This window comes from Rhizobium sp. AN68 (genome assembly GCF_030758035.1).
In the GTDB taxonomy this organism is placed as follows: Bacteria; Pseudomonadota; Alphaproteobacteria; order Rhizobiales; family Rhizobiaceae; genus Agrobacterium; species Agrobacterium tumefaciens.
Window position 1 is genome coordinate 1819595 of sequence record NZ_JARWMI010000002.1, and the last position, 26395, is coordinate 1845989.

The window sequence follows — 26395 nt, forward strand, 5'->3', positions numbered from 1 at the left end:
GTGATGTTGGACTATTTGAGATTTTCTGAAGTTAAGGTTCTCTGCATTGGCGATGTAATGCTGGACTGCTTTATTTCCGGCGATGTCGGCCGCATTTCCCCGGAAGGCCCGGTCCCGGTTATGTGCGCGCGATCAGAGGAATATTTTGCCGGTGGCGCAGCTAACGTCGCGCGCAACATATCTTCTCTTGGAGCAAGTTGTACATTGCTGGGAGCGGTGGGCAAAGACAACAATGGCAGCAAACTGCTTGAGTTGCTGAACAATGTCCATGGCGTTTCGGCGCCCTTCGTGACATTGGATGAGCGCCCGACAACTATCAAGACGCGTTTCCTCGGTCACGGCCAGCAAATGTTGCGCGTTGATTTTGAGGATGCCTCTCCGATTTCCCACGAGGAAGAGGATCGTGTCATCTCTACTGCGCTTTCCTTGATCTCATCTCACAGCGTTGTCATTTTGTCGGACTATGCCAAAGGTCTGTTAAGCGAAAGGGTTGTGAAAGCAATTATTGCTGCGTGCCGGACTGAGGGAAAACCGGTCATTATCGATCCAAAAACGTCTGATTTTACCCGCTATGCAGGTTCCGCGATTGTAACACCCAATCAAAAGGAAACGCAGGCCGTAACGGGTGTATGGCCGGATACCGATGAGGAAGCTGAATTGGCTGGCGAGTTGATCTTGTCGCGCTTCGACATCGAGGCGGTCCTCATAACGCGAGCGGAAAAAGGGATGACCCTTGTTGAGCGAGGCCATCCGCCTTTCCATATTCGCACGGAAGCTAAAGAAGTGTTCGATGTCGTTGGTGCCGGCGACACGGTAATTGCGACGCTCGCCGTTGGCCTGGGCTCGCAAACTTCACGTGCCGATGCAGCACGGATTGCAAATGCAGCTGCTGGCATCGTGGTTGGTAAAAAAGGCACGGCAACTGTTTCTGCTGCCGAACTCCGAGATGCCTTGTCTCACGACACCTCGTCGGGGGAAGTCAGCCCTTCGGACAAGCTTTTTGACAGGCAAGATGTTCAGGCGCTGGCAGAGGATTGGCGGGGCGATAATCTGAAGGTCGGCTTTACGAACGGTTGCTTCGATATCCTGCACGTTGGCCACATCAGGCTTTTGCAGTTTGCGAGGGATAATTGCGATCGTCTGATCGTTGGCGTTAATGCAGATAGCTCGGTAAAACGGCTTAAAGGTCCATCGAGACCGATAAATACCGAACTGGATCGCGCCGAACTTCTGGGCGCATTGGCTTTCGTCGACGCGGTTGTGGTGTTTGACGAAGACACACCGCTTGAACTCATTAAGACGATACGCCCGAATGTGCTGGTTAAGGGGGCGGACTATACGATCGACAACATTGTTGGTGCGGATGTCGTGATGGCGGATGGCGGCAAGGTCGTTACATTCGAAATAGTGCCCGGAAAAAGCACGACGGCGACGATTGCGCGCAGTAAAAAAGAGGCAGTTTGATGTATATTGTAACCGGAGCTGCTGGATTTATCGGGTCCAACATTGTCGCTGATTTGGAGGCGGCGGGTCTGGGGCCGATTACCGTCGTTGACTGGTTTGGCCGTGGCGATAAGTGGCGCAATCTCGCTAAGCGTAACATCGCAGCTTATGTGTCACCCGAAGGACTGCCCGACTATCTTCGCAGCATTAAAGTGGATGTGAAAGCCGTCATACATATGGGCGCGATTTCCGCCACCACGGAAGCTGATGTAGACAGACTGATCGAACTGAACATCAACTATTCTGTAATGTTGTGGGACTGGTGTGCTGAGCATGGCGTTCCTTTCATTTACGCGTCTTCCGCTGCGACCTATGGCGGCATCGAGGAGGGGTTTGATGACGACGAGGCTGCATCGGCACGCGCCTCTCTTGCACCGCTGAATGCCTATGGCTGGAGCAAAAAGACGACCGATGATATTTTCATCGAACGTGTTGCGCGTGGTGAGAATGCCCCTCCGCAGTGGGCTGGCCTAAAATTTTTCAATGTTTACGGGCCAAATGAATATCATAAGGATGATATGCGCAGTGTCGCCTGCAAACTCTTTGACGTCGTGCAGGCCACCAACGAGGTATCCCTGTTCAAGTCTTATCGACCTGATATCGAACATGGAGAACAGCGTCGGGATTTCGTATATGTGAAAGATTGCACATCGTTCATCTTGTGGCTTTTGAACAATCAGAAATATAGCGGGATCTTTAATTGTGGATCTGGCAAGGCACGATCTTTTGCAGACATCGTTCATGTCATGGGCGATCTTCTCGGCAAGAAGCTGAATATTAATTTCATTGAAATGCCGGAGGCGATCCGCGGTAAATATCAGTACTTTACCGAGGCAAATATGTCGAAAGTCGCGTCAATCGGATATAACGGCCCCCAATCATCGCTTGAAGAAGGGCTTGACGATTACATCAATTCGTATCTAAGCCGCGAAGACAGATATCGCTAGCAGTAGGCATAATTGATGCGAAAAGACTGTATGCGCTCACATAAAGCTGGATTGAACACCCTCAAAATCGCAACCGCTGAATGGCGTCCTTCGAAAACGGATTCGGATAGCTATCACTCATGTCAGCCAAACCAGTCTGGTTAAGGATAATTCTTGATGACACAGCCGGGCTTCGAATCCGCTCAGAATGAGTATCTGAAACTCAAAAAATGGCTTTTCGAAGCGGCGCTTCCACTATGGTCCTCGGTTGGGCGAGATGATGTGAGTGGTGGCTTTTTCGAAAAAATCGATAGAAGCGGTGCTGCCGTTGAAGTGGCGAGAAGAACGCGGGTCGTTTGCCGTCAGATCTATAGCTTTTCTGCGGCTAAGAGAATGGGTTGGGCCGGCGATGCTGAAGGGGTGGTTCAGCACGGATGGGACTTTCTTCAACAGCACTGTTTTAATGCGGACGGTTCCCTGATTACCACGGTCGATTTGGCGAGTGGGGTCAGGAATACGTCATTCGATCTATATGACCATGCCTTTGCGTTGTTCGGTCTGAGCTATGCAGCTGACACGCTTGAAAACGAGGACGCCATTGCCGAAGCCGCGCTGCATTGTCTCGAGGCGATGATCGCAGGTTGGAAGCATCCGGCCTCAGGTTTTGAAGAGGCCGCGCCGCCTATCGTGCCTCTGCGTTCCAATCCGCATATGCATCTCTTTGAGGCGTTTCTTGCATGGATGGAAAATCCTTCGGTAAAAAAGCCTGAACGCTGGCTGTCGTGCCTCAATGAAATAGGCGAATTGTGCCTGTCGGCATTTATCTCGCCTGAAAACGGGGCTCTTCGTGAATATTATAATCACGACTGGTCGGTAATGCAGCACCACACCCTGGTGCCAATCGAGCCGGGGCACCAATTCGAATGGGCATGGTTGCTCACGCGATGGGGTAAGATGGTAGGGCGGAAAGACGCTCTTATCGCTGCGCGCAAACTCGTGGAGATTGGCGAAAAAGGTGTCGATGAATCCCGTGGTCTTGCGCGCAATGGTCTGAATTTTGATCTGACACTCAACGACAAAGCATTTCGTCTGTGGCCACAGACTGAGCGGATCAAAGCTTGGCTTATGATGGCCGAGACGGCGATAACTCTCGAAGATAGAGAAGTGGCATACGCAAAGGTTGCTGAGGCGGCCGGTGCATTGCAGGGTTTTTTCAAGGGAGTTCTACCCGGCCTTTGGGTGGATCGTTTTCACGAAGATGGTACCGCAGTCGAGGAGCATGCGCCCGCGTCGTCTCTTTATCATATCGTCTGCGCTGTCGAAGAAATGCACAGATTGCTGCAGCCTTATACCGAAAGCGTACCCGCGCTTTTTTTAGATCGAGATGGCGTGATTATCGAAGACACGGGATATCCAGGTAAGATTGAGGACGTCCGACTTATCCCTGGGGCAGCGGAAGTTATAAGTTCTTTCAGAGACCGGGGATATCGGGTATTTGTCGTAACAAACCAGTCTGGCATCGGTCGCGGTTATTACGATGATCTCGACTATATTATTTTGCGGGCTCATATTGGGAAGTTGCTTCACGAACAAGGCGCATCTATTGACGATGAACGCCTCTGTCCTTTCCACGAGAATGCCACGATCGAAAAATACCGGGGTGATCACTATTGGAGAAAACCCTCTCCGGGAATGATAGAAGATATCATCATGCGATGGAACGTGAATCGGGAGCGCAGCGTTCTCATCGGCGACAAGGTGTCGGATGTTGAGGCTGCTGTTGCAGCCGGTATTCAAGGCGCGTTGTTCTCCGGAAAAAACTTGTTTGATTTTGTTTCAAGCAAAAAACTCTAACGTCTTGGTTGTGATGTTATGGAAAGTACGCGGTTGCTTAATTTGAACGGCACTGAATTCTCGAATTACCAAGACGCTTACGCGAAATGGAGGGAAACACAGACCTCTGCCGGCACTCACTATTTACCAATCTTCCAAGCCGTCGAAGCGAGCAAAAGCGGATTGTGCACTGTCCGCGTTGATGGCGTGGATGGCGTGGAGTTTTCTGGGATAAATCCCCAGATGTGGTCGCTTGTATCGGGTGGGGGAAGCTCATCCGAGAAGGCGGAAACTTCTCCAGCGACGCTGCAGTTCGACATATTTTTTAAGCGCTCGTCGACACTCGATAGCCTCGAAAACATCCACAAGTGCGTGAGCGATGTCGAGCGCAGTCTTTTGCCAAACGGTTTGTTGATATTTGAACTGAAATTAGATCGACAAACTGCTGGAAGCGACATAGACGAAGCGCTGCATCGCTGGCGCTATGTTCTAGACACGTTCAACTTACGTATTCTAGCAAAAATATTGATGCCTTATTCTGGCGGCAACGATGGGCACGCGAAGCCTGAAGGCCGTATATCCGGCTCAACTTACTTAACGATCGTTGTCTGTCGTGACTTTGACGTCGAGAACTCTTTTATCAGAGAAGTTAGAAGAGCAATCGACGACATTCGGGCCGTAACGCAATCCGAGAATTTGCAGTTCACTATCGGGTCGCCCCAAGCCACGGATGGGGCCAAGATGGCAGATCACGATCTCTCGGACATCTGGCAGATGCATTATACATTGCAGGCCCAAGCAAGCACGGCGGAAGCGATGATAGCGTCTCTGTCCGAAACCGCTGTTTCCGCAAAGGACGCGTCTCGCCGCCTTTTGAAAACTGAGCGGCGTGTTCTGGCGCTCAGAAAACAGACATCCCTATTTTTACCGATTACCTATCCATGGTCTCTTTTCGCCGGTCTGGTGCTGTCGCTAATAAAAAAAGCTAAGGCAAAACGAAAAAAAAAACATACAAGTCAGGCGCCTGATTTAGAGCCTCTTCGTTCTCCTTCGGCGCCTGAAAATGGCGTTGTGGTCGAGAATAGAACTACCTATGGGCTAACCCCTTTTGGTCAAAAACCTAAGATACTTATTCTGAAGCTTGATCATATAGGTGATTTCTTTCTGTCGCTTCCCGCCGTCGATGTGCTGAAAAGAGCGTGGCCTGATGCGGAGGTCACGTTGGTCTGTTCGCCGACGAATGGTGATCTGGCCAGGGCGAGCGGCTATTTCGATTCAGTAATCGAATATAAATTCTCTGCGGAACTCTCGCAGGATGTTCAGAAAGCCCAACTTGAAAACTACGCGAACATAAAAAGGCTAGTACCAGATCGCTACGATTTGGCTATCGATCTGAGGCATGACCCGGATACAAGGCCGCTTCTGATGTTTATTCAGGCCGCCGTAAAGGCAGGCTTTCAGGGCTTTGACAAACATTTCATGCCCCTCAATATTTCATTGCCGCCGATGGAGGTTCCCCGCGGACTGTATCAAAACGCGCATAACATCCATCGTCTCATGTTGCTGAGTAGCCATGTCGTCAACACTTTAAAGGGATTTGACAGCTCCGACGCGACCTCTGCATTGATAGCGAGTGGAAGCTTCAATAATCCCTTCGTCGGCTCTCGATATGTGGTCATTGCTCCCGGCGGAGGGACATTGGCCAAGAAATGGGCTCCTTCGAAGTTTGCGGAGCTTGCGCGCAGGCTTGTATCGGAAGACGATTTCAAGATAGTCGTTGTCGGTGGTAATGCGGAATCTGAATATCGCGATGCGATATTTAACGCGATCCCAGAGGGCATGGGGTTGGATTTGATCGCCAATCTCCCCTTAGTCGACCTTGCTTCGGTCATCTCCAATGCGCAGATTTTTGTCGGCACAGATACCGGTGCCACCCATCTTGCGGCGTTAATAGGCGTACCAACTGTTGTCGTGTTCAGCGGTGTTGCCGATCACAATATATGGCAACCAATGGGAAGGTCTGTTGCGATCGTCAGAAAACCGCTAGCCTGTTCGCCCTGCCATATAGCGCGCATCGAAGATTGTGTTGCCGCTCACAAATGCATGACTGGAATATCTGTCGACGTGGTCATTGATACGATTAGAAACACATTGTCGGCGCATGATGCTGAATGATTGCTACTAGTGTGTAAGGAAGTTTGTTTGCAGTGTCACGGTCGGTCTCATAGTGACTTGCCTTCAATGTACACGAACATATAGAGATTCTGGCGTCACGAATTCGCAAGCCAATGCGTGTCGAGGCTGAACTGTGTTGTTGCGAGATGGAAGGTGCCTCCTGTGATCGAAAAAGGTTTCTATTATGAGTTTGAAAACAGGCACAGGGGCAGTCGAAGCGAAATTCGTGGACGTCTGGAAATCTACAATCAGACCATCGAGCTTTTAGAGCTGGAGCTACTCCCCAGGAATGCGATTGATTATGGATGCGGGCGTGGCGAGTGGCTACGTTTGCTGTCCGAGCGCTCCTGGCAGGTTTTGGGCGTCGACTCAAACGACGATATGCTTTCTCCTGCTCAGGCGGATGGTTTAACTGTCGAGGTTGGTGATTGTCTTAGCCATATTGCGAGCCAGCCAGACAATAGTGTGACTTTGATAACCGGGTTTCACATCGTGGAACACCTCCCGCCAGATGTGCTGCACGACTTTGTCAAGCATGCGCATCGCGTAGTGCGGCCCGGTGGCCTCGTGATCTTCGAGACTCCCAATCCTGAAAACATACTTGTCGGTTCGAACCGCTTTTACTCGGATCCAACCCATGTTCACCCGTTGCCTCCTAAGTATCTCGAATTTGTCGTCGAGTTCTATGGCTTCTCCGAGGCAACATGTATCGGCATAAATCAGCCGAATCTCCGTTATCAAACAGGGTCAGCAGCCGCATTCTTGGAAATGATGGAACTCTTCCCCGATTATGCTGTGCTCGGGCGCAAGCCCAAGGAAGGCGCGACCTCGACCGGGTTTCTGGAGTTTGTACGCAAAACATATCCAGACAGTAATCCATATAGTTATCGGGTCATCGACGATTTCATAGATAAAACCCATCGGAATGAGATGGAATTGGCTGATCTGAAAACGCACAATGAACAGAATAGAGACGAGATTGAGCGTCTGAAGGCAGAAGTGAGGTTTTTCCGGGAGAAACTGGAACGACGTGGTCTGTCGGCCATGTGGGATCGCTTGAAAAAGAAAATCCGGTCTCAGCGATAGGCTTCGGTTACATCGGAGACATATCTGTAATCGATAGGTTTCTGGAAGTTGTCAGTTTCGAAACCAGGCCGCGCCTGGCGCAAGCAAAATCGGCCTAGTTCTCTCATTGGACGTTGGTTTAGGGTCTTAAAATATGAACATCAGCAGGCTTCGAACCTCAATCCTAAAGAGATGGCGGAAAGTCTTCAATGCCGGTGACAATACAGCCCTGTCGGACGTTAATCTAAAAGAAATTGCCGAATGGATAAGGCAAGCAAATGAAAACGCGTTCATAAATAAAGAGCTTTCAGCTATTTATTACGAAGATATGCTTTGCGAAGCTCTACTTCGCAGGTATGGCGAGAAATTTGTTGCCAAACATAACGCTCACGTTTTTTCCCAGACTTATGAAGATTCTGCGATCGCTGAAATTTTTGCCAGAATAGGTGTGATGCATAAAACGTTCATAGAATTGGGCACTGAGAACGGCAATCAAAATACGACCAGGTTTCTGCTCGAAATGGGGTGGCGAGGTGTGTGGATCGAAGGAAGCTCCCGTCACGTGGCTGAGATTAGAGAGAAATTTGCCAATGAGATTAGAGACGGACGGCTTATTGTAGAGCAAGCGTTTGTCGCCGCTGAAAACATATCGGGGATTCTGGAAGGCACTGGCATAGGCGCGGAAGTCGATTTTATGAGCGTCGATATCGATCAAAATACCTCACACGTATGGAAAGCGATACCGATTAGCGCCCGAGCTGCATGTATTGAGTACAATGCGCACATCCACCCAAGTATCGAATACGAAGTGCCTTATGATCCAAATTCGCTTTGGGATGGAACCAACCTATTTGGCGGCTCCTTAAAGACTATGGAGTTGATTGGTCGCAGCAAGGCCATGTCGCTTGTCGGGTGCGACATTATCGGAGTGAATGCCTATTTTGTTTCAGATGATTGTCTGGAGGACAAGTTTTTGTCTCCGTACACGGCAGAGTTTCACTATCAGCCACCGCGCTATCGTTTCGCCCGCGGAAACCGTGGCAACCCCCACGCATTACGCTGATATCTACCTTTAGTACGGCCAGTTCCTTCAATCTTGACGTGTTTTACCCATTGCTGGATGCGGTGTGTTACGCGGCTACGGGAGATAATAGGGGACTTGTAAGCTTGTTCTCATATCCAACGTCCTTTATGAGCCTGATATCGTGGCAGCCCTTGCCGGATAAAATGCTCGATCGAGAGGACAGTGAGTGAGAGAGTCCGAGAGATATCAGTTCATAGACGTTCTTCGCGGCATCGCGGTGCTTCTTGTTTTGATAATTCACATTTCCGAGCTTTATGTCGGCTTCGCGCAACAGGGCAAGGCCGGAGGCAGATGGATCGCAGAAATCGCGCATCAGTTCGATTTCGGTCGGATGGGTGTTACGATCTTCTTTATAATAAGTGGATTCGTGATACCAGGTAGCTTGTCGGGAGGAAGATTTGACGGGAGCGTGAAATTTTTATTGTCTCGATTTTTCAGGCTATTTCCGCTCTTTTGGCTCTCGTTGCTCTTCGCCCTCATCGCCCAGCAATGGGCATCCGGCAAGTATCCTGGTACGACAGATATCTTTCTCAACGCGACAATGGTGCCGGATCTTTTCTCCGTTGAGCCTATAAACGGAGCCTACTGGACTCTCGCTGTCGAGCTGGTTTTCTATGGAATGTGCTTGGCGCTTTTCCTGTTGAAGGGTGTAAAGAACCCCAATGTCTTGGCGCTGCTTGCGCTTGTCCTGACGGCTACTTTCATAGATCGTGAATATCTTCATAAATTTCAAATGTTTGAAGGCAAGCTCGGCGAATATCCCATGCTGTTGGGCTTCATGTTCTGGGGCGCCTTGGCGCGCGCTCGTTTTGAAAAGCAGGGGCTACAAGGATTTGCAGAGCTTGCCTACTGGATCGTAGCAATTGGATGGCTATTTGTGTTCCCAATGGCAGGCTTCAATGAAGCCTACGTCAGAACGCACGCTGAGCCAGATATGGTGCCCCGTTTATATGGCTCTTATTTTGCAGCCTTCGCCGTATTTTTCTTTTCCATTCATTTCTTCAAAATTAAATCGGCGTTTTTGTCGTTTACCGGCAGAATTAGTTATTCCATATATCTGATGCATGGCCCCGTCATGTATGCGGGGATCTATTACCTTGATAATTATGGTCAATCACTGCGTGGAAAGATTTCTGTATATCTCTCACTTTTGGTGGTAAGTCTGGCAACATTCTTATTGTCTTACTGTACTTATATCTGGATAGAGAAGCCATCCCAGCGCCTTGGCAAAAGAATATACAATCGTATAGATAATCGTTACATGCAAAAACTACCGATTGGGCGTCAGATTGGCTCTAAGAGCATGTGACTATTCTTAGGAAATTTTTGGATGAGCTTGATGCTCAGGGGTAGCATACTGACCTGGATCCGAATTTCATATTTTTCGTACGCGCAGGCACGCCGACCATAGTCGTCAGCCAGGTTTCCACCATGTTGTTGCGGTCAGTTGCTGATCGGAGACCATCCTTGGCCTGGGTTGTGCAGATAGAGAAAGACCATCATCGTCGACGGTCTTTCTGTCTATGCATTTACGGCGACTGATCCTCAGCGAAGAAGCGTTTGCGCCAGGCCATGTTTCTTGTAAATCATACTCGCTATCAAAGCCTGGGCGATGCGATCATCAGCGTTATTCACGTCCTTGCGAAAGAAGACGGCATCGCCCCATATCAGTCTCTCGCGCTTGGCGGTCTTGAACGGCACCGATGTGTACTCGTATCTATTCAAGTGCGAAAAGTCGATAAATTCAAATCCTGCTTCTGAAAGGATATGATCTATATCCCGGAAAAATGCCGTCTCGTGATACATGGGGCCGAAAAAAACTTCGCAGTGCACGACGTTGGTTTTCTGCAATACATCTTTTGCGCCCGACAGTGCGCGACCCTCGAAGCCCTGTATGTCGAATTTTAAAAAGTCGATGTGTGGCTCTCCAGCTAAAGCTTCATCTAGAGTGGAAGTTTTAACAACGTCAGTCGATACAACACGCATGTCGCCTATATCATCAAAATCTGCGTTGAACTTCAGATTGAGATCAAGCAGGGAAGAGCTGCCATCGTCATTAACAGTATGGAACAGCGCTTCTTTGCCATCCCCGATAAACGCTTCAATCAAAACTAGTCTGGGGTCTGGTTCTGCTGCTGCCCGTTCCTCTATGCGGTGCTTTTGTGGCTCAAAACCGATGGCACGCCAATCGAGAGTACCTTTTGTCAATGGCGCGTAGATGTGATCCTCTGTTGCAAGCAGACGGGCGCCGACATCCACAATAGTCAATCGTCGACGCTGTCTTTGAGAAATTTGCAAAGGATCGACTTCCTCTGCTCGCATTTTTGCTTTGTATTCGTCGCCTGCGAGAATGCTTTCGACAATATTCTTCAAGTCCTCCCCTGACTCCAAACGGTTGGAAAAATGATCCAGCCCGCTTTCGTCCGCGTCCCTATGCAAGAGCGTTTTATAAATCCAATTTACATATTCTTTATTCGACCATTCACTCATTTCAGTTTCTTTCGTACGGCCCGTCGACAGGAGCGGAGTTGCAAAGTTAATTTCTTACAGATTTTTATCCAACACATTTTTGAGACTATTCGAATGCTCTAATCTCGTGGAGGGCATCCATTTTGACGAAGTGCTGCTGCTGATGGCCTCTCAGCACGCGTTGCCAGATGACGTCGTGCGTTTCTTGCATGGCTGCGCTGCATAAAAGCCTATTTAATATGCGGTAAAACCGGGTATCTTGTTTTCATCGAAGCGATGCACCTCCTCCCGCAAAGCTTCGGATTGAGATGACCCTATCCTCCTCCCAAGGGTTGTCTTGTGAACAATGGCACTCCTCCTCCCAGCCGTTGTTCGAAATTTCGGAAAGCCTGCCGCACCTCCTCCCGCGGCGGGCTCTTTCGTTTTCGGGACAGGGGCATTACAGGCCAAGCGCGAGCTGCGCTTCCTCTTCACTCTCTTCGGTGCTCAGCGAGGAAAGGGTAATCCCCAACAGCCTTACCGGACGTTTGAATGGAAAGACGGAGGCAAGCAGGCTCTCTGACATCTCCTGGATCGTTGCGAGGTCAGACACGGCTCCCGACACTGTTTTGCTGCGTGTCGCCTGGCTGAAATCCGAATATTTGATTTTCACGGTCACCGTCTTTCCCGTGATGTCGTGGGCCTCGCAATAACGCCAGACTTTCTGAGCCAAAGGGCCAAGCTCCGCCTTCGCCAGATTGAGATCGTCGATATCCTCCACGAATGTGTCTTCTGCGCCGACAGATTTGCGGATGCGATCGGGCTTGACCTGCCGTTCATCGATGCCGCGGGCGATGTTGTAGAAATAAGGGCCGGACTTCCCGAAATGCTGTTGCAGAAAACCGAGTGATTTCGACTTGAGATCGAGTCCTGTTTCGATGCCGTGCCGTTTCATCCGCTCGGCCGTGGCGGGTCCTACGCCATGGAATTTCTTGACGGCCAGGGCTTCAACAAAGCCAGGCCCATTCTTCGGCGTAATGACGGCCTGGCCATTCGGTTTGTTCAGGTCGCTTGCCATCTTGGCCAGAAACTTGTTGTAGGAGATGCCGGCAGATGCATTGAGGCTGGTGACCGCCTTGATTTTTGCGCGGATCTCCAGCGCAATTTCGGTGGCGATCTCCATGCCTTTCAGGTTTTCGGTGACATCGAGATAGGCTTCGTCGAGCGATAGCGGCTCGATCAGAGGGGTATATTCGGCAAATATCTCGCGTATCTGTTGCGACACCTGCCGGTATACCTCGAAGCGTGGCGGTACGAAGATCAGATCCGGGCATTTCCGTTTGGCAGTGACGGACGGCATGGCTGAATGGACGCCGAAAGTTCTCGCCTCGTAACTTGCCGCAGCCACCACGCCTCGTGCGGCCGATCCGCCGACGGCGACCGGCAGGCCGCGAAGTGTGGGGTTGTCGCGTTGCTCCACCGATGCATAAAAGGCATCCATGTCGATATGGATGATCTTTCGAACAGCCGTGTTATCCATCGTTCCAGCCTGTACGATCTTCCCTATTTCCACATCGCCCGCATCCGCGCGCCTACATCGATTCGGATCTGCTGCGCGCTGCGCTCGGAGGCCGCAGCCGAAACCAGCGGCCAGGTGGCCGTTTCAAAGAACTGCAGCAAAGTTGCCGGTATGAAGCGGGTTCTAGCGGCATAGACATGCCGGTCGCCCTGCGCGTTCTGGCCATGGGTGAAGAACCGTTGCGGGGTTATCAGTGACAGACTGTCCTTGGCGCGGGTCATGGCGACATAGAGCAGCCGGCGTTCCTCCTCTACTTCATGGGTGGAGCCGACGCCCAGATCGGAGGGTATGCAGCCATCGACCACGTTCAGGATAAAGACGGAGCGCCATTCCTGGCCTTTTGCCGAATGAATGGTTGAAAGCGTCAGGTAATCCTCATCGAGCAGCGGCACGCCTGCCTGATCGCTGGTGGCGTCCGGCGGGTCGAGCGTCAGTTCGGTGAGGAAGCGTTCGCGGGAAGGATAGCCGCCGGCAATCTGCTCGAGTTGCAGCAAATCGGCCTTCCGCGTCTCGGCATCCTCATGGATGCGTTCGAGGTGGGGCTCGTACCAGAGACGCGCCTGCTCGATATCTGATGGCCAGCCGCCTTGCGATTTTCGCAGGTTCGCCAGCAACTGCACGAAGGATACCCAGTCATCACCGGTTTTGGGTGGCGACGGAATTTCGGCAAGGGCGAGCAGAGGTTCCGGGTCTGCCGCTATCGTATCGAGAATATTGCCGGCTTTCTTCGGCCCGATACCCGGCAGCATCTGAAGTAGCCTGAAACCTGCGACGCGGTCGCGCGGGTTTTGCGCGAAACGCAATACCGCCAGCATGTCCTTTACATGGGCACTGTCGAGAAACTTCAGGCCGCCAAATTTGACGAAGGGAATATTGCGGCGTGTAAGTTCAACTTCAAGCGGCCCGCTATGACTGGAGGTGCGAAACAGCACGGCCTGTTGCTTCAGCGTCATGCCGGTCTCACGATTGGCCAGCACCTGGTCAATAATGAAGTTCGCCTGCTCGGTTTCGCTTTTTACTGTCACGAGCTTCGGTCGCTCGAGCGACTGTCGTTCGGTCCAGAGGTTTTTGGTGAATCGCTCACGGGCAAGGTCGATGACACCATTGGCGGCAGCCAGTATCGGCTGTGTCGAGCGATAGTTGCGATCAAGGGTGATAATATCGGCAGCCGGGCTGAAAGACGCCGGAAAATCAAGGATATTGCGCACCGTTGCTGCCCGGAACGAATAGATCGGCTGGGCATCGTCACCCACCACGGTCAACCCGCGACCGCCCGGCTTCAGTGCCATCAGCACCGCGGCCTGCAGCCGGTTGGTATCCTGATATTCGTCGACCATCACGTGGTCGAAACGATTGCCGATATCGCCTGCAAGGTCGGGATCGCTGACCATCTGGGCCCAGTAGAGCAGAAGGTCGTCGTAATCGAGAACGTTCTGGGCCTGCTTGGCCTCGACATAGGCGGCGAATAATTGCTTGAGCTCTTCTTCCCAGCTGGACACCCATGGATAGTGCTGGCGCAGGATTTCTTTCAGCGGCGTTTGTGAATTGACGGCGCGCGAATAGATCGCAAGGCAGGTGCCCTTTGTCGGAAAACGGCTCTCGGTCTTGGAGAAACCCAGTTCGTGTCGGGCAAGGTTCATCAGATCAGCGCTGTCTTCGCGGTCGTGGATCGTGAAATCCACGTCCAGTCCAATCTGTTCCGCATAGATTCGCAAGAGGCGCGCGCCGATCCCGTGAAACGTGCCGGACCAGGCCATCGCATCCGTGAGGGCTCCGGCGTTAGCGCCGATGACCTGCTTGCAGATACGCTCGACACGGCGCGACATTTCGGAGGCGGCACGCCGTGAAAACGTCATCAGCAGGATACGGCGAGGATCGGCGCCATTGACGATCAGATGCGCCACCCGGTGCGCCAGCGTATTGGTCTTGCCGGAACCGGCACCGGCGATAATCAGCAACGGTCCAGCCGTGTGTCCGCCTGAAGGCCCAACGCCATGTTCCACGGCCTTGCGTTGCTGCTCGTTCAGTTTGTCCAGATAGGCAACCGCCATGCCTGCATCCTTGATATTTGCCTATCCGCACGACGACGGCATTTTTCAAAAGCACTCTTGTTGCAATGATTAGCAAAAACTCAAACAGCAGGCCAGAACAAATAATGAACGCATGTCTCTGTCCTCCACACTGCGGTGGACAAACCTGGCTGATCGATATTCGCAGCCTCAATCGGGTTCCGCATGGCGTGTTGACCGGCATGCTTTTCAAACCACTGAACCAACCCGGCGGCTGATGAGTTCACCAGTCGCGTCTTGGAAGACGTGTTTGTTGGGAGAACAAAAGCATGAAGCATCTGAAACTATGCCTGATCGCTGTTGCGGCACTGGCCACATCGACATTTGCCTTTGCCGAGCAGAAGGCCATGAGGTCTGACGCCACGATCGCGTCGGATATCAATTATCTGCTTTATACGCCCAAAGACTATGCCGGTTCGGACAAAACCTATCCTCTCGTGATCTGGCTGCATGGCGGCGATCAGGGCGGGAGCGACGTCGAAAAGCTGCGCCGCAGCGGTCTGCCAAAATTGATCGAAGGGGGCCGTGATTTTCCTTTCATGGTGTTTTCGCCACAAAATCCGAGCGAGGAACTGCTTTATCCGATCGAACGTGTCGCAAGCGTCTTGGCTTCCGTTGTGGCGGATCATCGGGTGGACCGCAGCCGTATCTATCTGATCGGATATAGCCGGGGAGGGTTCGGCGCCTGGTCAATGGCCGAGCAGTTTCCGCAAACTTTTGCTGCGGTCGTCCCAATTGCCGGTGGCGGCATCCGCCATTACCTCAACCGCACCAATGAAAAGACCGCCTTCTGGGCCTTTCACGGCTCAAGGGACGAGGTGATTCCTTTGTCCGATACTGTTGTCCTCGTCCAGCGTCTCCAGGAACTGAAACGCAACGTGCGGCTGACGGTTTTTGAAGATACGAACCATGAAGAGGTGGAGGCAAAAGTGCTCGGCGATGAGGCGATGTGGACCTGGCTTCTCCAGCAAAAGCTTGCCGACGCAAAGACGCCTTCGGCACCCTGAACCCGCAGCGGGCACCATTTTACCGCTGGTATGAAAGCCCATAACCCAGCGCGGCCGTCATAAGGCCGGGCTGGCCGCATCATAAGCCTTCGTCAAAACATCTCTCCGCAAGCGTGTCTTTCGCCTCTTGACACAGATTAGGGAAGTCGTGCTAATACGCATTAACAGCTAATACGTATTAGCAGTCAACGAGTGTCGGGGAGGGCATTGCGTGACCAGCCATAAACGCCTTACTCAGAACGATATTGCGAAGCTTGCCGGCGTCAGTCAGGCAACAGTATCGCTTGTTCTGAACGGCGCGCCGACCGCGATTGCGCGTATCCCGGCTGAAACACGCGAACGCGTACAGGCGGTCATTCGCAAGACGGGTTATGTCGCGGACCCGATCGCGCGCCGCATGGCCAAGGGGCTTAATCGCATCCTCGGCGTCTTCACCTACGAGCCTGCTTTTCCAAGCGCACAGGCGGACTTCTTCACGCCGTTCCTGTTGGGCATCGAGGAAGAGGCGCAACAGCAGGCGTACGATCTTCTGCTGCTGACCAGTGCCGGCGTCGGCAACAACCGCAAGATTTTTTCCGAGGGCAACAGGCTCCGGATCGCCGATGGCTGCCTTGTCCTGGGCCGTGAATTCGACCGCAAGGAGCTTACCCGGCTGGTCTCGGAAGATTATCCATTCGTGGCGATCGGCCGACGCGACGATGCTGGCGGGCCCGTGCCCTATGTCGGCGGCGACTATGCCGCGGGCACACGGCAGCTTGTTGAGGATGCCATGATGCTCGGGCATTCCAAACTCGCCTATATCGGCCCTGCGGGTCCGGCGGAATCGATTGCCGACCGCTGGCGAGGTTTCAGTGATGCGCTCGGCACGGCGGCGACGCTTGCATTGCACATAAAGGCGGTAAACCGGCCTGCCGAAAAGATCCTCGACGCGATCATCGAAAGCGGCGCGACGGTGGCATTTTTCATAGAACTGGCGGATGCGGTGCGCGTCGAGACTTTGGCACGGGAGCGCGGAATTGGGGTGCCCGACGTGTTTTCGATGGTCGTGCTTGGCAGCCATATTCGTGCCGGCCGCAGCCCGGTGCGTTTCACATCCTATGAAATTCCCCGTGAAGAGATGGGCCGGCAGGCGACTGCAATGCTGGTGAACCGCATCGAGACCGGCAGCCCGGGAAGTCAAATTCTACTCAAGTGCCAACCCGTCAAGGGTGAAACATTGGGACCGGCTCCAGTGGCCTCCCCAGATAAGTCCCCAGTCAACAAAACGGATGAGACGACGTGAAAGAGATGCAAGCAGACATTCTTGTGGTCGGTGGTGGCCTTGGCGGCGTGGCGGCGGCGCTCGGTGCCGCACGCGCCGGAAAGCGCGTGATCATGACCGAGGAATATGACTGGATCGGCGGTCAGTTGACCAGCCAGGCCGTGCCATCGGACGAACATAGCTGGGTCGAGCAGTTCGGTATCACCCGCTCTTATCGCGCACTACGCAACGGCGTGCGCCAATATTACCGCGACCATTATCCGTTGACGGAAGGCGCCCGCTCCTGGAGTGACCTCAATCCGGGTGGCGGCTGGGTCAGCCGCATCTGCGCCGAGCCGCGCGTCAGCCTTGCGGTGATGGAAAGCATGCTTATGCCCTATATCGGCGCCGACCGGCTGACGGTGCTCAAGCCCTATCGGCCGGTTGCTGCCGATGTGGACGGCGATAGGGTCCGCGCGGTCACCGTGCGCCATCGCGACAGCGGAGCGGAGATCGTCATTTCCGCCGACTACATTCTTGATGCCACCGAGCTTGGCGATCTGTTGCCGATGACGGGCACGGAATATGCCAAGGGGTTCGAGGCGCAATCGGACACGGGTGAGCCCAGTGCGCCGGCCAGCGCCCAGCCTGATAATGTGCAGGCCGTGTCGATCTGCTTTGCAATCGATCATGTCGACGGCGATCAGACGATCGACAAGCCTGATAATTACGACTACTGGCGCAAGTACCAGCCGCATTTCTGGGGTGGGCCGATGCTCGGTTTCACCGCGCCGCATCCGCGCACGCTGGAACACACGACCCGCTCCTTCACGCCCAATCCGGACGACGATCCGTTGCTGGTTGATGCCGACCAGCGCAAGGGCGGTGGCGATGAAAACCTCTGGATTTTCCGTCGCATCGCGGCACGCAAGAACTTTGCGCCAGGTTTTTATAAATCCGACATCTGCCTCGTGAACTGGCCGATGATCGACTATATGGACGGCACCATCATCGATGTGTCGGAAGAAGAAAAGGCGCGGCATCTGAAGGCGGCGGCCGAACTTTCCTATTCGGTGTTTTACTGGTTGCAGACCGAAGCGCCGCGCCTTGATGGCGGACAGGGTTTTCGCGGCCTGCGCCTCAGAGGCGATATTACCGGCACCGAACACGGCCTTGCCATGGCGCCCTATATCCGGGAAAGCCGCCGCATCAAGCCGGTCACGCGCATCGTCGAACAGGATCTTTCCTACACGGTTCGCGGTGACAGGGGGGCTGTCCGCTATCGCGACAGCATCGGCATCGGCATGTACCGCATCGATCTGCACCCATCGACCGGTGGCGACAACTATATCGATGTGCCTTCCTGCCCGTTCGAGATTCCGCTTGGCGCACTCATACCCGAGCGCGTGAAGAACCTTATTCCGGCGGGCAAGAACATCGGCACGACGCATATCACCAATGGCTGCTACCGCCTGCATCCAGTCGAATGGAATATCGGCGAAGTGGCTGGAATGCTGGCGGCCTATTGCCTGGAAAAAGGTCTCACACCGCATCAGGTGCAGGAAGACGATGACCATCTTCATGCCTTCCAGACGGCGCTGACCCGCGAAGGCATCGAAATACGCTGGCCGGATATCGCGGCCTATTAGGACGGCGGACTGTCGTTCGATCAAACCCATCTTTGGAGGAGGACTGGGAATGAATAGTCATTGGAGAATGCAAACCACGGCCTGCGCGCTGGCCCTTATCGGCTCGTTTGCGCTGGCAGGGGCAGCGGCGGCACAGGATGCGGTCAAGCTGCGCATGACGATCTGGAGTGCCAACGAGGCGCATCTAAAGCTGTTCAACGACATCGCAGCTGGCTTCAAAAAGGACCATCCGAATGTCAGCGTGACCTATGAGTCCCTGCCTTTCGACACCTATACCACAGCGTTGACGACCCAGATCGCCGGTGGCAACGCCCCTGACATGGCCTGGATTTTCGAGACCTCGGCCTATGATTTCGTGAAGTCAGGCGCGCTCTATCCGCTTACCGACACGCTGAAGGCCGCACAGGGTTACAATCTCGACGAAGTCAGCGCCGGGGCCACGGAACGCTGGTCGCAGGACGGAAAGCTCTTCGCCTATCCGTTCTCGACCTCGCCCTTTGCGGTCTTCGTCAACAATGATCTCATCAACGCCGCAGGTGCAAAGACCCCGGCGGAGATGATCGCTGCCGGCGAATGGACCTGGGAAAACGCCATCGCCACCGCCTCGGCGGTCGCGAAATCCGGCAAGGGCGGGCTTGTCGTCCGCGACTTCAATTACCAAAACTGGCAATATCTGACCTCCGTGTGGAACGGCTGGGGCGCATCGCCCTGGAGCGCGGATGGCGCAACCTGCACCATGTCGGAAAAGCCGATGGCGGATGCGGTGTCGTTCATCCATGATGCCATCTTCAGCAAGAAGGCCATGCCCGGCCCCGGCGAGACGGTCGATTTCTTTGCCGGTAATGCCGCGATGACCATTACCCAGATCAGCCGGGCCTCGCTTTTGCCGAAGGACAAGCCTTTCGGCTGGGACCTCGTGCCGCTGCCGAAAGGACCTGCCGGTGAATACGCGCTGATCGGGCAGGCCGGCATCGGCGTCATGCAGTCTGGCAAGAATGCGCAGACGGCGGCCGAATTCGTTGCTTACATGACCAATCCGGAAAATTCGGCAAAGCTCAGCCAGTTCTTCCCCTCGGCACGCAAGTCGCTGTTGAATGCGGAGGTTTTGAAAAAACCAATCCGCTGCTCAGCCAGGAACAGATCGAAAAGGTCGTCATATCAGGCATCGCCACAGGCAAGGTCATGCCCGGCCACACCGGCTTTGCCCAGATCCAGCAGATCGTGCGCTCAAACCTCGACGCGGTCTGGCGGCCGGAGGCCGATGTCGCGGGAGCGCTTCAAAAAATCTGCGGCCAGATCGCGCCGCTCCTGAAGCGCTGAGGAGAAAGCCATGGCTGTCGCGCAGGAGATTACCCGTCCCCGGCATCGCCCTGCATCGGCGTTCTGGACCATCGCGCGGCGCGACAGTCTCGCTGGCTTTCTGTTCATCGCCCCGCAGCTGATCGGGATCATCATCTTCGTGCTGATCCCGCTCGGGCTGGTGTTCTGGTATTCGCTGCATGAGTGGAACGTGCTCGCCAATACCTTCACCTATACCGGTGCGCAGAACTACCGGATGCTCATCGAAGACGGCAATCTTCTGGAGGTGCTGGGCGCGACCGGGATATTCTCCGCCGGCCTCGTCGTGTTCAACCTGTCGCTGGCGCTGCTGCTTGCCGTGCTGCTTAACCAGAAGCTTGCCGGCATAGCGATATTCAGAACGCTGTTCTTCTCGCCCGTCGTCGTGTCTCTGGTTGCCTGGACGATCGTCTGGGGTTTCCTGCTGCAGAAGAACGGCGGCATCAACGGCATGTTGCTGATGGTCGGCATCGAAGGCCCCAACTGGCTGCGCGAGGAGACGACAGCGATGATTTCGGTCATCGTCGTACAGGTCTTCAAGAATGTCGGGCTCAACATGATCCTGTTTCTGGCGGCACTTCAGGGCGTGCCGAAGGAACTCTACGAGGCCGCCCGCATCGACGGCGCGCCAGCCTTCAAACAGTTCCGTCGCATTACCCTGCCGCTGATCAGCCCGACGATCCTGTTGACCTCGATCATCACCATTGTCGGCTCGTTACAGGTTTTTGCTCAGATCGCTGTTTTGACCCAGGGCGGGCCGGGTCTGTCGACCACGGTGCTGGTCTACTACCTCTATCAGCAGGCCTTCCAGTTCCATTTCTTCGGTTACGGCTCGACGCTGTCCATCCTGCTGTTTCTGATCGTTGCCGTGCTGACCTTTGCCCAATGGCAGATGCGCAAGAGGATCGTCTTTTATGAAAGCTGACCTTTCCCCCCGCATGCAGGTGGCGCTCTACGGGTTGCTGTGCGTGCTGCTTGTCCCCTTCGTCTTTCCAACCTGGTGGATGGTTACCTCCTCCATCAAGCCCATAAGCGACATCTTCGCCTTCCCACCGCAGCTCATACCGCAGAGCCACGACTGGACGACCTATGCGAAGGTGTTCGAGTTGCAGCCCTTCGTGCGGCAATATTGGAACTCCGCCTACATTGCCGCTGTGGTGACGATCGGCACGATGATCATCTCCTCAATGGCAGGCTATGCCTTCGCACGGATCCGGTTTCCGGGCGCCAATGTGATCTTCATGATCGTGCTGCTTGGCCTGCTGATCCCGTCCGAAGTGACGATCGTGCCGCTCTTCCAGATGTTCCTGAAGGCAGGCATGGTCAACACCCACTGGCCGCTGATCCTAGTGCCGATTTTCGGGGCGCCAAGCGTGTTTGCCACCTTCGTCATGCGGCAGTTTTTTGTGACGCTGCCGGGCGAGCTGGAAGAGGCGGCGCGTGTCGACGGTCTCGGGCGTTTCAAGATTTTCCGCAAGATCGCGCTGCCGCTCGCCAAACCGGCGCTGGCGTCGGTCGCAATCTTCACCTTCCTGCATTCCTGGAACCTGTTCCTCGAACCCATCGTCTTTCTCTCCAGCGCCGAGATGTTCACGCTGCCGCAGGCGCTGACGCAATATACCGACGCCTATGGCGGGCCGATGTGGAACATCCAGCTTGCCGCAGCGACGCTGACTGCGCTGCCCGTGCTCATCGTCTTCGTGATTGCCCAGAAGCAGTTTGTCGAAGGCCTCGCCCATACCGGCCTCAAGGGCTGAAGAACCGGAAACCGATTGATGGCTCACGTTACTCTCTCCGACATCCGCAAAAGCTATGGCGCGGTGAAAACCATTCACGGCATCGATCTCGCCATTAAGGACGGCGAGTTTGTTGTGCTTGTCGGGCCTTCCGGCTGCGGCAAGTCGACCCTGTTGCGGATGATAGCCGGTCTCGAAACGATTACCGGCGGAGAGCTCAGGATCGGCGAACGGGTCGTCAACAATCTCGATCCCAAGGACCGCGATATTGCCATGGTGTTCCAGTCTTATGCCCTATATCCGCATATGACGGTGGCCAGCAATATGGGCTTTTCGCTGGAGCACCGCGGCTCGAGCAAGCAGGAAATTTCTGAAAAGGTGAACTGGGCAGCGGATATTCTTGGCCTTGCGCAGCTGCTCGACCGTTATCCGCGCCAGCTCTCCGGCGGCCAGCGCCAGCGTGTCGCGATGGGCCGCGCCATTGTTCGCAATCCACAGGTGTTCCTGTTCGATGAGCCCCTGTCAAACCTTGATGCGAAGTTGCGCGTCGTCATGCGCGGCGAGATCAAGGCGCTGCACCAGAAGCTGAAGACCACCACGATCTATGTGACGCACGACCAGGTCGAGGCGATGACGATGGCCGACAGGGTCGTGGTTCTCAATGGCGGCAGGGTCGAGCAGATCGGCACGCCGCTCGAACTTTACGACCGCCCGGCAAATCAGTTCGTTGCGGGCTTCATCGGTTCGCCATCGATGAACTTCCTGACCGGCGCGATAACTGAAAGAGGTTTTGAAACCGCAGGTATCGTGTTGCCCTTGCCAGTTTCCGCGGCCGGCTTTGCCGGCAAACAGGCCGTTTACGGCATCCGCCCAGAACACTTCCTGCTTGATGCCGGCGGCGTGCCTGCCGAGATAATGCTGGTTGAACCATTAGGATCGGAAACGCAGGTCACCATGAAACTCGGCGATACCAAGGTACTCGGCGTCTTTCGGGAACGCATAGGGCAGGCAGTCGGCGACAGCATCATGGTCTCGCCGACACTTAACTGCGTCCATCTGTTTTCGAGTGAAGACGGAGCACGGCTGAACTGATCACGGGGCCATCTGCCTCTTGCGCGGCCCGACGGCCTGATCGACTACTGGACTGCCAGGGAAAACCTCGCAGTCCAGCTGTTCCCATGGCTCACCCCATGACGGCTTTCAAAGAAAGCTGCTCTCGAAGAGCTCGCCTGAATACGCCGCGTGGGTGATGCCCGCTTCAAGATCGGCCTTGGTCAACTCATCGACAAAAACACCATTCTGCATGACCAGAACGCGGTCGCACATATGGGCTATAACCGACAGGTCGTGGCTGACGAGAACGAAGGTGAGGTTCTGCTCGTCGCGCTGATCGGCCAGCAGGTTCAGGATTTCCGCCTGAATGGAGACGTCGAGAGCGGATGTCGGCTCGTCGAGAAGCAGGATCGGCGGCTCGAGGATAAGCGCGCGGGCGATCGCCACACGCTGACGCTGGCCTCCGGACAGTTCGTGCGGGAAGCGCTCGGCAAAATGCGCGGGCAGGCCAACCTGCTGCAGCGCGGCCGGAACCTTCGACCAGCCGTCACCAAGCCCCATGGAGCGGATCGGTTCGGCAAGAGCCCGGCCGATGCGGTGGCGTGGGTGCAGGGAACCATAGGGGTCCTGGAACACCATCTGCGCCAGCTTCAGCTCGTCGCGGCTACGGACTTTGCCTACAGGCTTTCCTTCGAAAGAGATCGATCCGGTCCAGCCGGATTCAAGGCCGGCAAGCGATCGCAGCAATGTCGACTTGCCGCAACCGCTTTCGCCAACGATGCCGAGTGTCTCGCCTCGGTTGACCCGAAAGCTGACGTCGCGCACGACGTGATTGCGGGTTTCCTTCGTGCCGTAGACGACATCCAGCTTGTCTACCGTGATCATCGCATCACCTCTGCATCGATTGCCTGGCGATCCAGCACCTTGAGGCGCCGGACCGGATTGCGGGGATCGGGCATGGCCGCGATCAGGCCCCGTGTATAGGGGTGTTGCGCATCTTCGAGCTTGGAAAGCGTCTCCACGACGCGTCCGCCATACATGACCAGCACGCGTTCGCAAAAGGCCGCGACCATGCGGATATCGTGACTGATGAGGATGAGGCCCGAATTGTTTTCGCGCACCATCTCGTCCAGAAGCAGAAGGACATCCTTGCGGACGCTAACATCGAGTGCTGAGGTCGGTTCGTCGGCGATGACCAGCTTTGGTTTGGCAAGCAGCATCATGGCGATCATCACGCGCTGTCCCATGCCACCTGAAATCTGGTGGGGATAAAGCCCCATCACGCGGTCAGGATCGTTTATGCGCACGCGCAGCAGCATGTCGCGCGCGGCATTTCTGGCGGCGTTGCCCTTGAGGGCCAGATGCAGCTCGGCCGCTTCCGCCACCTGCTTTCCGATCGGCAGGACCGGATTGAGGGAATAACGCGGGTCCTGCATGATGAGCGCCATCTCGCTGCCGCGGATCGCACCCATCTGGCGCTCGGATTTTTCAAGCAGGGGTTCGGAGAGGAAATCCATCCGTTCTGCCGTCACCGTGGCGCTCTTGGGCAGAAGGCGCATGGCGGCACGACCGGTCGTGGACTTTCCGGACCCGGATTCGCCGACGATACCGACACGCTCGCGTCCGACGTCGAAGTTGACATTGGAGACGGCGGGGATGGCGTTGCGGCCAAAGCGAACGTTAAGATCGCGGACCGAAAGAATGGGAGAGCTATCAGGAACGGGCATGACGCGGATCCAGTAGGTCGCGCAGCGTATCGCCAGCGATGTTGAAGGCAAGGCTCGTCAAAAGGATCGCGATGCCGGGCATGACGGCGACCCACCAGTAATCGAGCATGAATTTACGGCCGCTGGAAATCATCGCCCCCCATTCAGGAAGCGGCGGCTGAGCGCCAAGACCGAGGAAGCCAAGCGAGGCGGCCGTCAGGATGATACCGGCCATATTCAATGTCAGTCTGACGATGACCGAAGGAATGCACATCGGCGCGATATAAAGAAACAGGATGCGCATCGGCGAGGCCCCGTAGAGGCGTGCGGCCGCAACATAGTCGGTGTTGCGCACGACCAGCGCTTCGGCCCGCGCCAGACGCGCGATGGGCGGCCAGGCGGTCAGCGAGATCGCGATGATTGCGGTGCCGAGACCGGCTCCCATTGCAGCAGCAAAGGCAAGTGCCAGAACGAGCGAAGGGAAGGAAAGGACAATATCGGTCGCGCGCATCAGAATGGCGTCGGTTCTGCCGCCGAAGAAACCGGCCATGACACCGATTGCAAGGCCGATAGGGCCGACGATGACCGAGACCGACAAGACGGTCTGGATCGTGATGCGGGTGCCATAGACGAGGCGGCTGAAAATGTCTCGGCCAAATTCGTCGGTTCCCGCCAGATGCGCCCAGCTGGGAGGCTGGAGCGCATTGTCTAGCACCTGGCGCACCGGATCATATGGCGCAATCAGGGGAGCGAAAATGGCGACCACGACCAGAATGGCGAGAATGGCAAAGCCGAACATTCCAAGCGGCTCGTCGCCAAGCTTCCGCAGCGTCCGCGCCGTCGTTGTGGATATCCGAGACAATGCGCTGCGGCTCCGCACGGGAGTGTTCTGAGTTATATCGGTCATCGAGCGACCTCCCGTGTCCGCGGGTCAAGCGTGGTGTAGGCCACGTCTGCGAGGAAGTTGAGCATCATGAAGATGAAGCCGATGACGATCGTGGCTGCGAGGATCGCATTCATGTCACCGATAAGCAGTGCATTCGTCATGTATTGTCCGATGCCGGGCCAGGAAAAGACGATTTCGGTCACAACGGCGCCTTCCAGCAGGTTGCCATAGGAGATGGCGAGAACGGTGATCAGCTGCACCGCGATATTCGGCAGTACATGGCGGGTTACGGTGCGCGCCGGGCTGACGCCTTTCGCACGCGCCGCAATCACGTAATCCTGGCTAAGCTGTTCGAGGGTGAAGGCGCGGGTCATGCGGGTAATGTAGGCCATTGCCATATAGGCAAGGATAATCGCCGGCAGCATGATATGCGCGAGCGCGTTCCAGAAAATCTCTGTCTCACCTGCGAGAAGAGTGTCGACCAGCATCAGCCCTGTTCTCGGCTCCACGAGGCCTTCGTAAAAGACGTCCACGCGGCCGGGCCCGGCGACAAGGTTGAGATTCGCATAAAAAATCACGAGCCCGACGATACCGAACCAGAATACGGGTATCGAATGCCCCACCAGCGCAAAGACACGTGCGAACTTGTCGATGAACGTGTCGCGAAACAGGGCCGCGGCGAGACCGAGCGGGACGCCGATGACGGTGGAGATGATGATGGCCAGCGTTGCAAGCTCAAGCGTCGCCGGGAAGGCTTGCGCCAGGTCCCGCGTTACCGGGTTTCCGGTCAGAATAGCTATACCGAAATCGCCGTGCAGCAGGCCGCGGAGATAGATGAAAAACTGCTGGTAAAGAGGGAGATCAAGCCCAAGCCGAGCCCGCATGGCTTCATAGGCCTTGGGATCTGCAAGCTCACCGACGATTGCCCCGACCGGATCGGTCGGCATCACCCGGCCAATGATGAAGGTGATGCAGAGCAGGATGAAGAGGCTGACGACAAGTTGCAGGAAGCGATGTCCAAGCCCGCGCAATGAAATTTCAGTCATCGCAAATCGCACTTCCACGAGAAAACGCTGTCAGCGATGCCACTTTTTGACC

At 54.9% G+C, this 26395-nt stretch carries 20 protein-coding genes and 1 pseudogene; 14 read left to right on the forward strand and 7 right to left on the reverse strand.

All coding sequences use genetic code 11. The features are described 5' to 3' along the window. The first annotated feature begins 3 nt into the window (after nt 1-3). The 7 genes from rfaE1 to RBH71_RS11755 all read left to right on the forward strand — a co-directional run bounded on the left by rfaE1 (nt 4) and on the right by RBH71_RS11755 (nt 9895). On the forward strand, nt 4-1464 hold the full coding sequence (gene rfaE1 / locus RBH71_RS11725; protein ID WP_025594985.1) for a D-glycero-beta-D-manno-heptose-7-phosphate kinase: 1461 nt from the start codon (nt 4-6) through the stop codon (nt 1462-1464). Next, complete coding sequence (gene rfaD, locus RBH71_RS11730; protein WP_019566637.1) at nt 1464-2450, forward strand: ADP-glyceromanno-heptose 6-epimerase; 987 nt, start codon at nt 1464-1466, stop codon at nt 2448-2450. Before rfaE1 ends, rfaD begins: the two co-directional genes overlap by 1 nt. A 156-nt stretch (nt 2451-2606) precedes the next feature. After that, a complete protein-coding gene (locus RBH71_RS11735; RefSeq protein WP_111803171.1) occupies nt 2607-4283 on the forward strand; it encodes an HAD-IIIA family hydrolase in 1677 nt (558 codons plus the stop codon). A 33-nt stretch (nt 4284-4316) separates the two neighbouring features. Then, nucleotides 4317-6437, forward strand: coding sequence for a glycosyltransferase family 9 protein (locus RBH71_RS11740; RefSeq protein WP_162695827.1), 2121 nt, complete (start codon nt 4317-4319; stop codon nt 6435-6437). 162 nt (nt 6438-6599) lie between these two features. After that, complete coding sequence (locus RBH71_RS11745; protein ID WP_051365531.1) at nt 6600-7523, forward strand: class I SAM-dependent methyltransferase; 924 nt, start codon at nt 6600-6602, stop codon at nt 7521-7523. A 133-nt stretch (nt 7524-7656) separates the two neighbouring features. Next, entirely contained in the window at nt 7657-8565 is a 909-nt protein-coding gene (locus tag RBH71_RS11750) for a hypothetical protein (RefSeq protein WP_111827924.1), read from the forward strand. Nucleotides 8566-8752: 187 nt separating this feature from the next. Continuing rightward, nucleotides 8753-9895 (forward strand): acyltransferase, encoded by a 1143-nt coding sequence (locus tag RBH71_RS11755; RefSeq protein WP_323687303.1) that lies wholly within the window; start codon nt 8753-8755, stop codon nt 9893-9895. 236 nt (nt 9896-10131) lie between these two features. Here RBH71_RS11755 and RBH71_RS11760 read toward each other — a convergent pair whose 3' ends face one another. The 3 genes from RBH71_RS11760 to RBH71_RS11770 form a co-directional block, all read right to left on the reverse strand. Further along, nucleotides 10132-11076, reverse strand: coding sequence for an FkbM family methyltransferase (locus RBH71_RS11760; RefSeq protein ID WP_065663333.1), 945 nt, complete (start codon nt 11074-11076; stop codon nt 10132-10134). Between the two features lie 418 nt (nt 11077-11494). After that, nucleotides 11495-12574: a DNA polymerase IV gene (gene dinB / locus RBH71_RS11765; protein WP_112236107.1), complete on the reverse strand. Its 1080-nt coding sequence runs from the start codon at nt 12572-12574 to the stop codon at nt 11495-11497. 23 nt (nt 12575-12597) lie between these two features. Next, a complete protein-coding gene (locus RBH71_RS11770) occupies nt 12598-14664 on the reverse strand; it encodes an ATP-dependent helicase (RefSeq protein ID WP_323687304.1) in 2067 nt (688 codons plus the stop codon). A gap of 287 nt (nt 14665-14951) precedes the next feature. Here RBH71_RS11770 and RBH71_RS11775 point away from each other — a divergent pair, with 287 nt between their 5' ends. The 7 genes and pseudogenes from RBH71_RS11775 to RBH71_RS11805 all read left to right on the forward strand — a co-directional run bounded on the left by RBH71_RS11775 (nt 14952) and on the right by RBH71_RS11805 (nt 22744). Continuing rightward, on the forward strand, nt 14952-15689 hold the full coding sequence (locus RBH71_RS11775) for a prolyl oligopeptidase family serine peptidase (RefSeq protein ID WP_038495274.1): 738 nt from the start codon (nt 14952-14954) through the stop codon (nt 15687-15689). A gap of 211 nt (nt 15690-15900) precedes the next feature. Then, nucleotides 15901-16971: a LacI family DNA-binding transcriptional regulator gene (locus RBH71_RS11780; RefSeq protein ID WP_025594973.1), complete on the forward strand. Its 1071-nt coding sequence runs from the start codon at nt 15901-15903 to the stop codon at nt 16969-16971. Between the two features lie 5 nt (nt 16972-16976). Then, nucleotides 16977-18578, forward strand: a complete 1602-nt coding sequence (locus RBH71_RS11785) for an FAD-dependent oxidoreductase (RefSeq protein WP_038495277.1) — start codon at nt 16977-16979, stop codon at nt 18576-18578. Between the two features lie 49 nt (nt 18579-18627). Continuing rightward, nucleotides 18628-19898, forward strand: a pseudogene (locus RBH71_RS11790) (ABC transporter substrate-binding protein). 10 nt (nt 19899-19908) lie between these two features. Then, the gene (locus tag RBH71_RS11795; protein WP_004431155.1) at nt 19909-20841 is read left to right on the forward strand and encodes a carbohydrate ABC transporter permease; all 933 of its coding nucleotides are present in this window, start codon (nt 19909-19911) and stop codon (nt 20839-20841) included. Continuing rightward, nucleotides 20831-21673, forward strand: coding sequence for a carbohydrate ABC transporter permease (locus RBH71_RS11800; protein ID WP_035200343.1), 843 nt, complete (start codon nt 20831-20833; stop codon nt 21671-21673). Before RBH71_RS11795 ends, RBH71_RS11800 begins: the two co-directional genes overlap by 11 nt. 18 nt (nt 21674-21691) lie before the next feature. Beyond that, nucleotides 21692-22744, forward strand: coding sequence for a sn-glycerol-3-phosphate ABC transporter ATP-binding protein UgpC (locus RBH71_RS11805; RefSeq protein WP_323687305.1), 1053 nt, complete (start codon nt 21692-21694; stop codon nt 22742-22744). Nucleotides 22745-22852: 108 nt separating this feature from the next. Here RBH71_RS11805 and RBH71_RS11810 read toward each other — a convergent pair whose 3' ends face one another. The 4 genes from RBH71_RS11810 to RBH71_RS11825 are packed head-to-tail and all read right to left on the reverse strand — an operon-like array spanning nt 22853 to nt 26343. Further along, on the reverse strand, nt 22853-23590 hold the full coding sequence (locus RBH71_RS11810; RefSeq protein WP_111800783.1) for an ABC transporter ATP-binding protein: 738 nt from the start codon (nt 23588-23590) through the stop codon (nt 22853-22855). Beyond that, on the reverse strand, nt 23587-24432 hold the full coding sequence (locus RBH71_RS11815; protein WP_013761141.1) for an ABC transporter ATP-binding protein: 846 nt from the start codon (nt 24430-24432) through the stop codon (nt 23587-23589). The genes RBH71_RS11810 and RBH71_RS11815 overlap by 4 nt, the downstream gene beginning before the upstream one ends. Beyond that, complete coding sequence (locus RBH71_RS11820; protein ID WP_013761140.1) at nt 24419-25318, reverse strand: ABC transporter permease; 900 nt, start codon at nt 25316-25318, stop codon at nt 24419-24421. The genes RBH71_RS11815 and RBH71_RS11820 overlap by 14 nt, the downstream gene beginning before the upstream one ends. After that, a complete protein-coding gene (locus RBH71_RS11825) occupies nt 25315-26343 on the reverse strand; it encodes an ABC transporter permease (protein ID WP_004431168.1) in 1029 nt (342 codons plus the stop codon). Before RBH71_RS11825 ends, RBH71_RS11820 begins: the two co-directional genes overlap by 4 nt. Nucleotides 26344-26395: the final 52 nt, after the last annotated feature.

What these genes read in the sequence shown, in the direction of transcription:
- RBH71_RS11805 (WP_323687305.1), top strand. Translation starts at nt 21,692, where the DNA reads ATGGCTCACGTTACTCTCTCCGACATCCGCAAAAGCTATGGCGCGGTG.
- RBH71_RS11820 (WP_013761140.1), bottom strand. Translation starts at nt 25,318, where the DNA reads ATGACCGATATAACTCAGAACACTCCCGTGCGGAGCCGCAGCGCATTG.
- RBH71_RS11810 (WP_111800783.1), bottom strand. Translation starts at nt 23,590, where the DNA reads ATGATCACGGTAGACAAGCTGGATGTCGTCTACGGCACGAAGGAAACC.
- RBH71_RS11785 (WP_038495277.1), top strand. Translation starts at nt 16,977, where the DNA reads ATGCAAGCAGACATTCTTGTGGTCGGTGGTGGCCTTGGCGGCGTGGCG.
- RBH71_RS11825 (WP_004431168.1), bottom strand. Translation starts at nt 26,343, where the DNA reads ATGACTGAAATTTCATTGCGCGGGCTTGGACATCGCTTCCTGCAACTT.
- RBH71_RS11795 (WP_004431155.1), top strand. Translation starts at nt 19,909, where the DNA reads ATGGCTGTCGCGCAGGAGATTACCCGTCCCCGGCATCGCCCTGCATCG.
- RBH71_RS11800 (WP_035200343.1), top strand. Translation starts at nt 20,831, where the DNA reads ATGAAAGCTGACCTTTCCCCCCGCATGCAGGTGGCGCTCTACGGGTTG.
- RBH71_RS11770 (WP_323687304.1), bottom strand. Translation starts at nt 14,664, where the DNA reads ATGGCGGTTGCCTATCTGGACAAACTGAACGAGCAGCAACGCAAGGCC.
- rfaE1 (WP_025594985.1), top strand. Translation starts at nt 4, where the DNA reads ATGTTGGACTATTTGAGATTTTCTGAAGTTAAGGTTCTCTGCATTGGC.
- RBH71_RS11760 (WP_065663333.1), bottom strand. Translation starts at nt 11,076, where the DNA reads ATGAGTGAATGGTCGAATAAAGAATATGTAAATTGGATTTATAAAACG.
- RBH71_RS11735 (WP_111803171.1), top strand. Translation starts at nt 2,607, where the DNA reads ATGACACAGCCGGGCTTCGAATCCGCTCAGAATGAGTATCTGAAACTC.
- rfaD (WP_019566637.1), top strand. Translation starts at nt 1,464, where the DNA reads ATGTATATTGTAACCGGAGCTGCTGGATTTATCGGGTCCAACATTGTC.
- dinB (WP_112236107.1), bottom strand. Translation starts at nt 12,574, where the DNA reads ATGGATAACACGGCTGTTCGAAAGATCATCCATATCGACATGGATGCC.
- RBH71_RS11750 (WP_111827924.1), top strand. Translation starts at nt 7,657, where the DNA reads ATGAACATCAGCAGGCTTCGAACCTCAATCCTAAAGAGATGGCGGAAA.
- RBH71_RS11775 (WP_038495274.1), top strand. Translation starts at nt 14,952, where the DNA reads ATGAAGCATCTGAAACTATGCCTGATCGCTGTTGCGGCACTGGCCACA.
- RBH71_RS11815 (WP_013761141.1), bottom strand. Translation starts at nt 24,432, where the DNA reads ATGCCCGTTCCTGATAGCTCTCCCATTCTTTCGGTCCGCGATCTTAAC.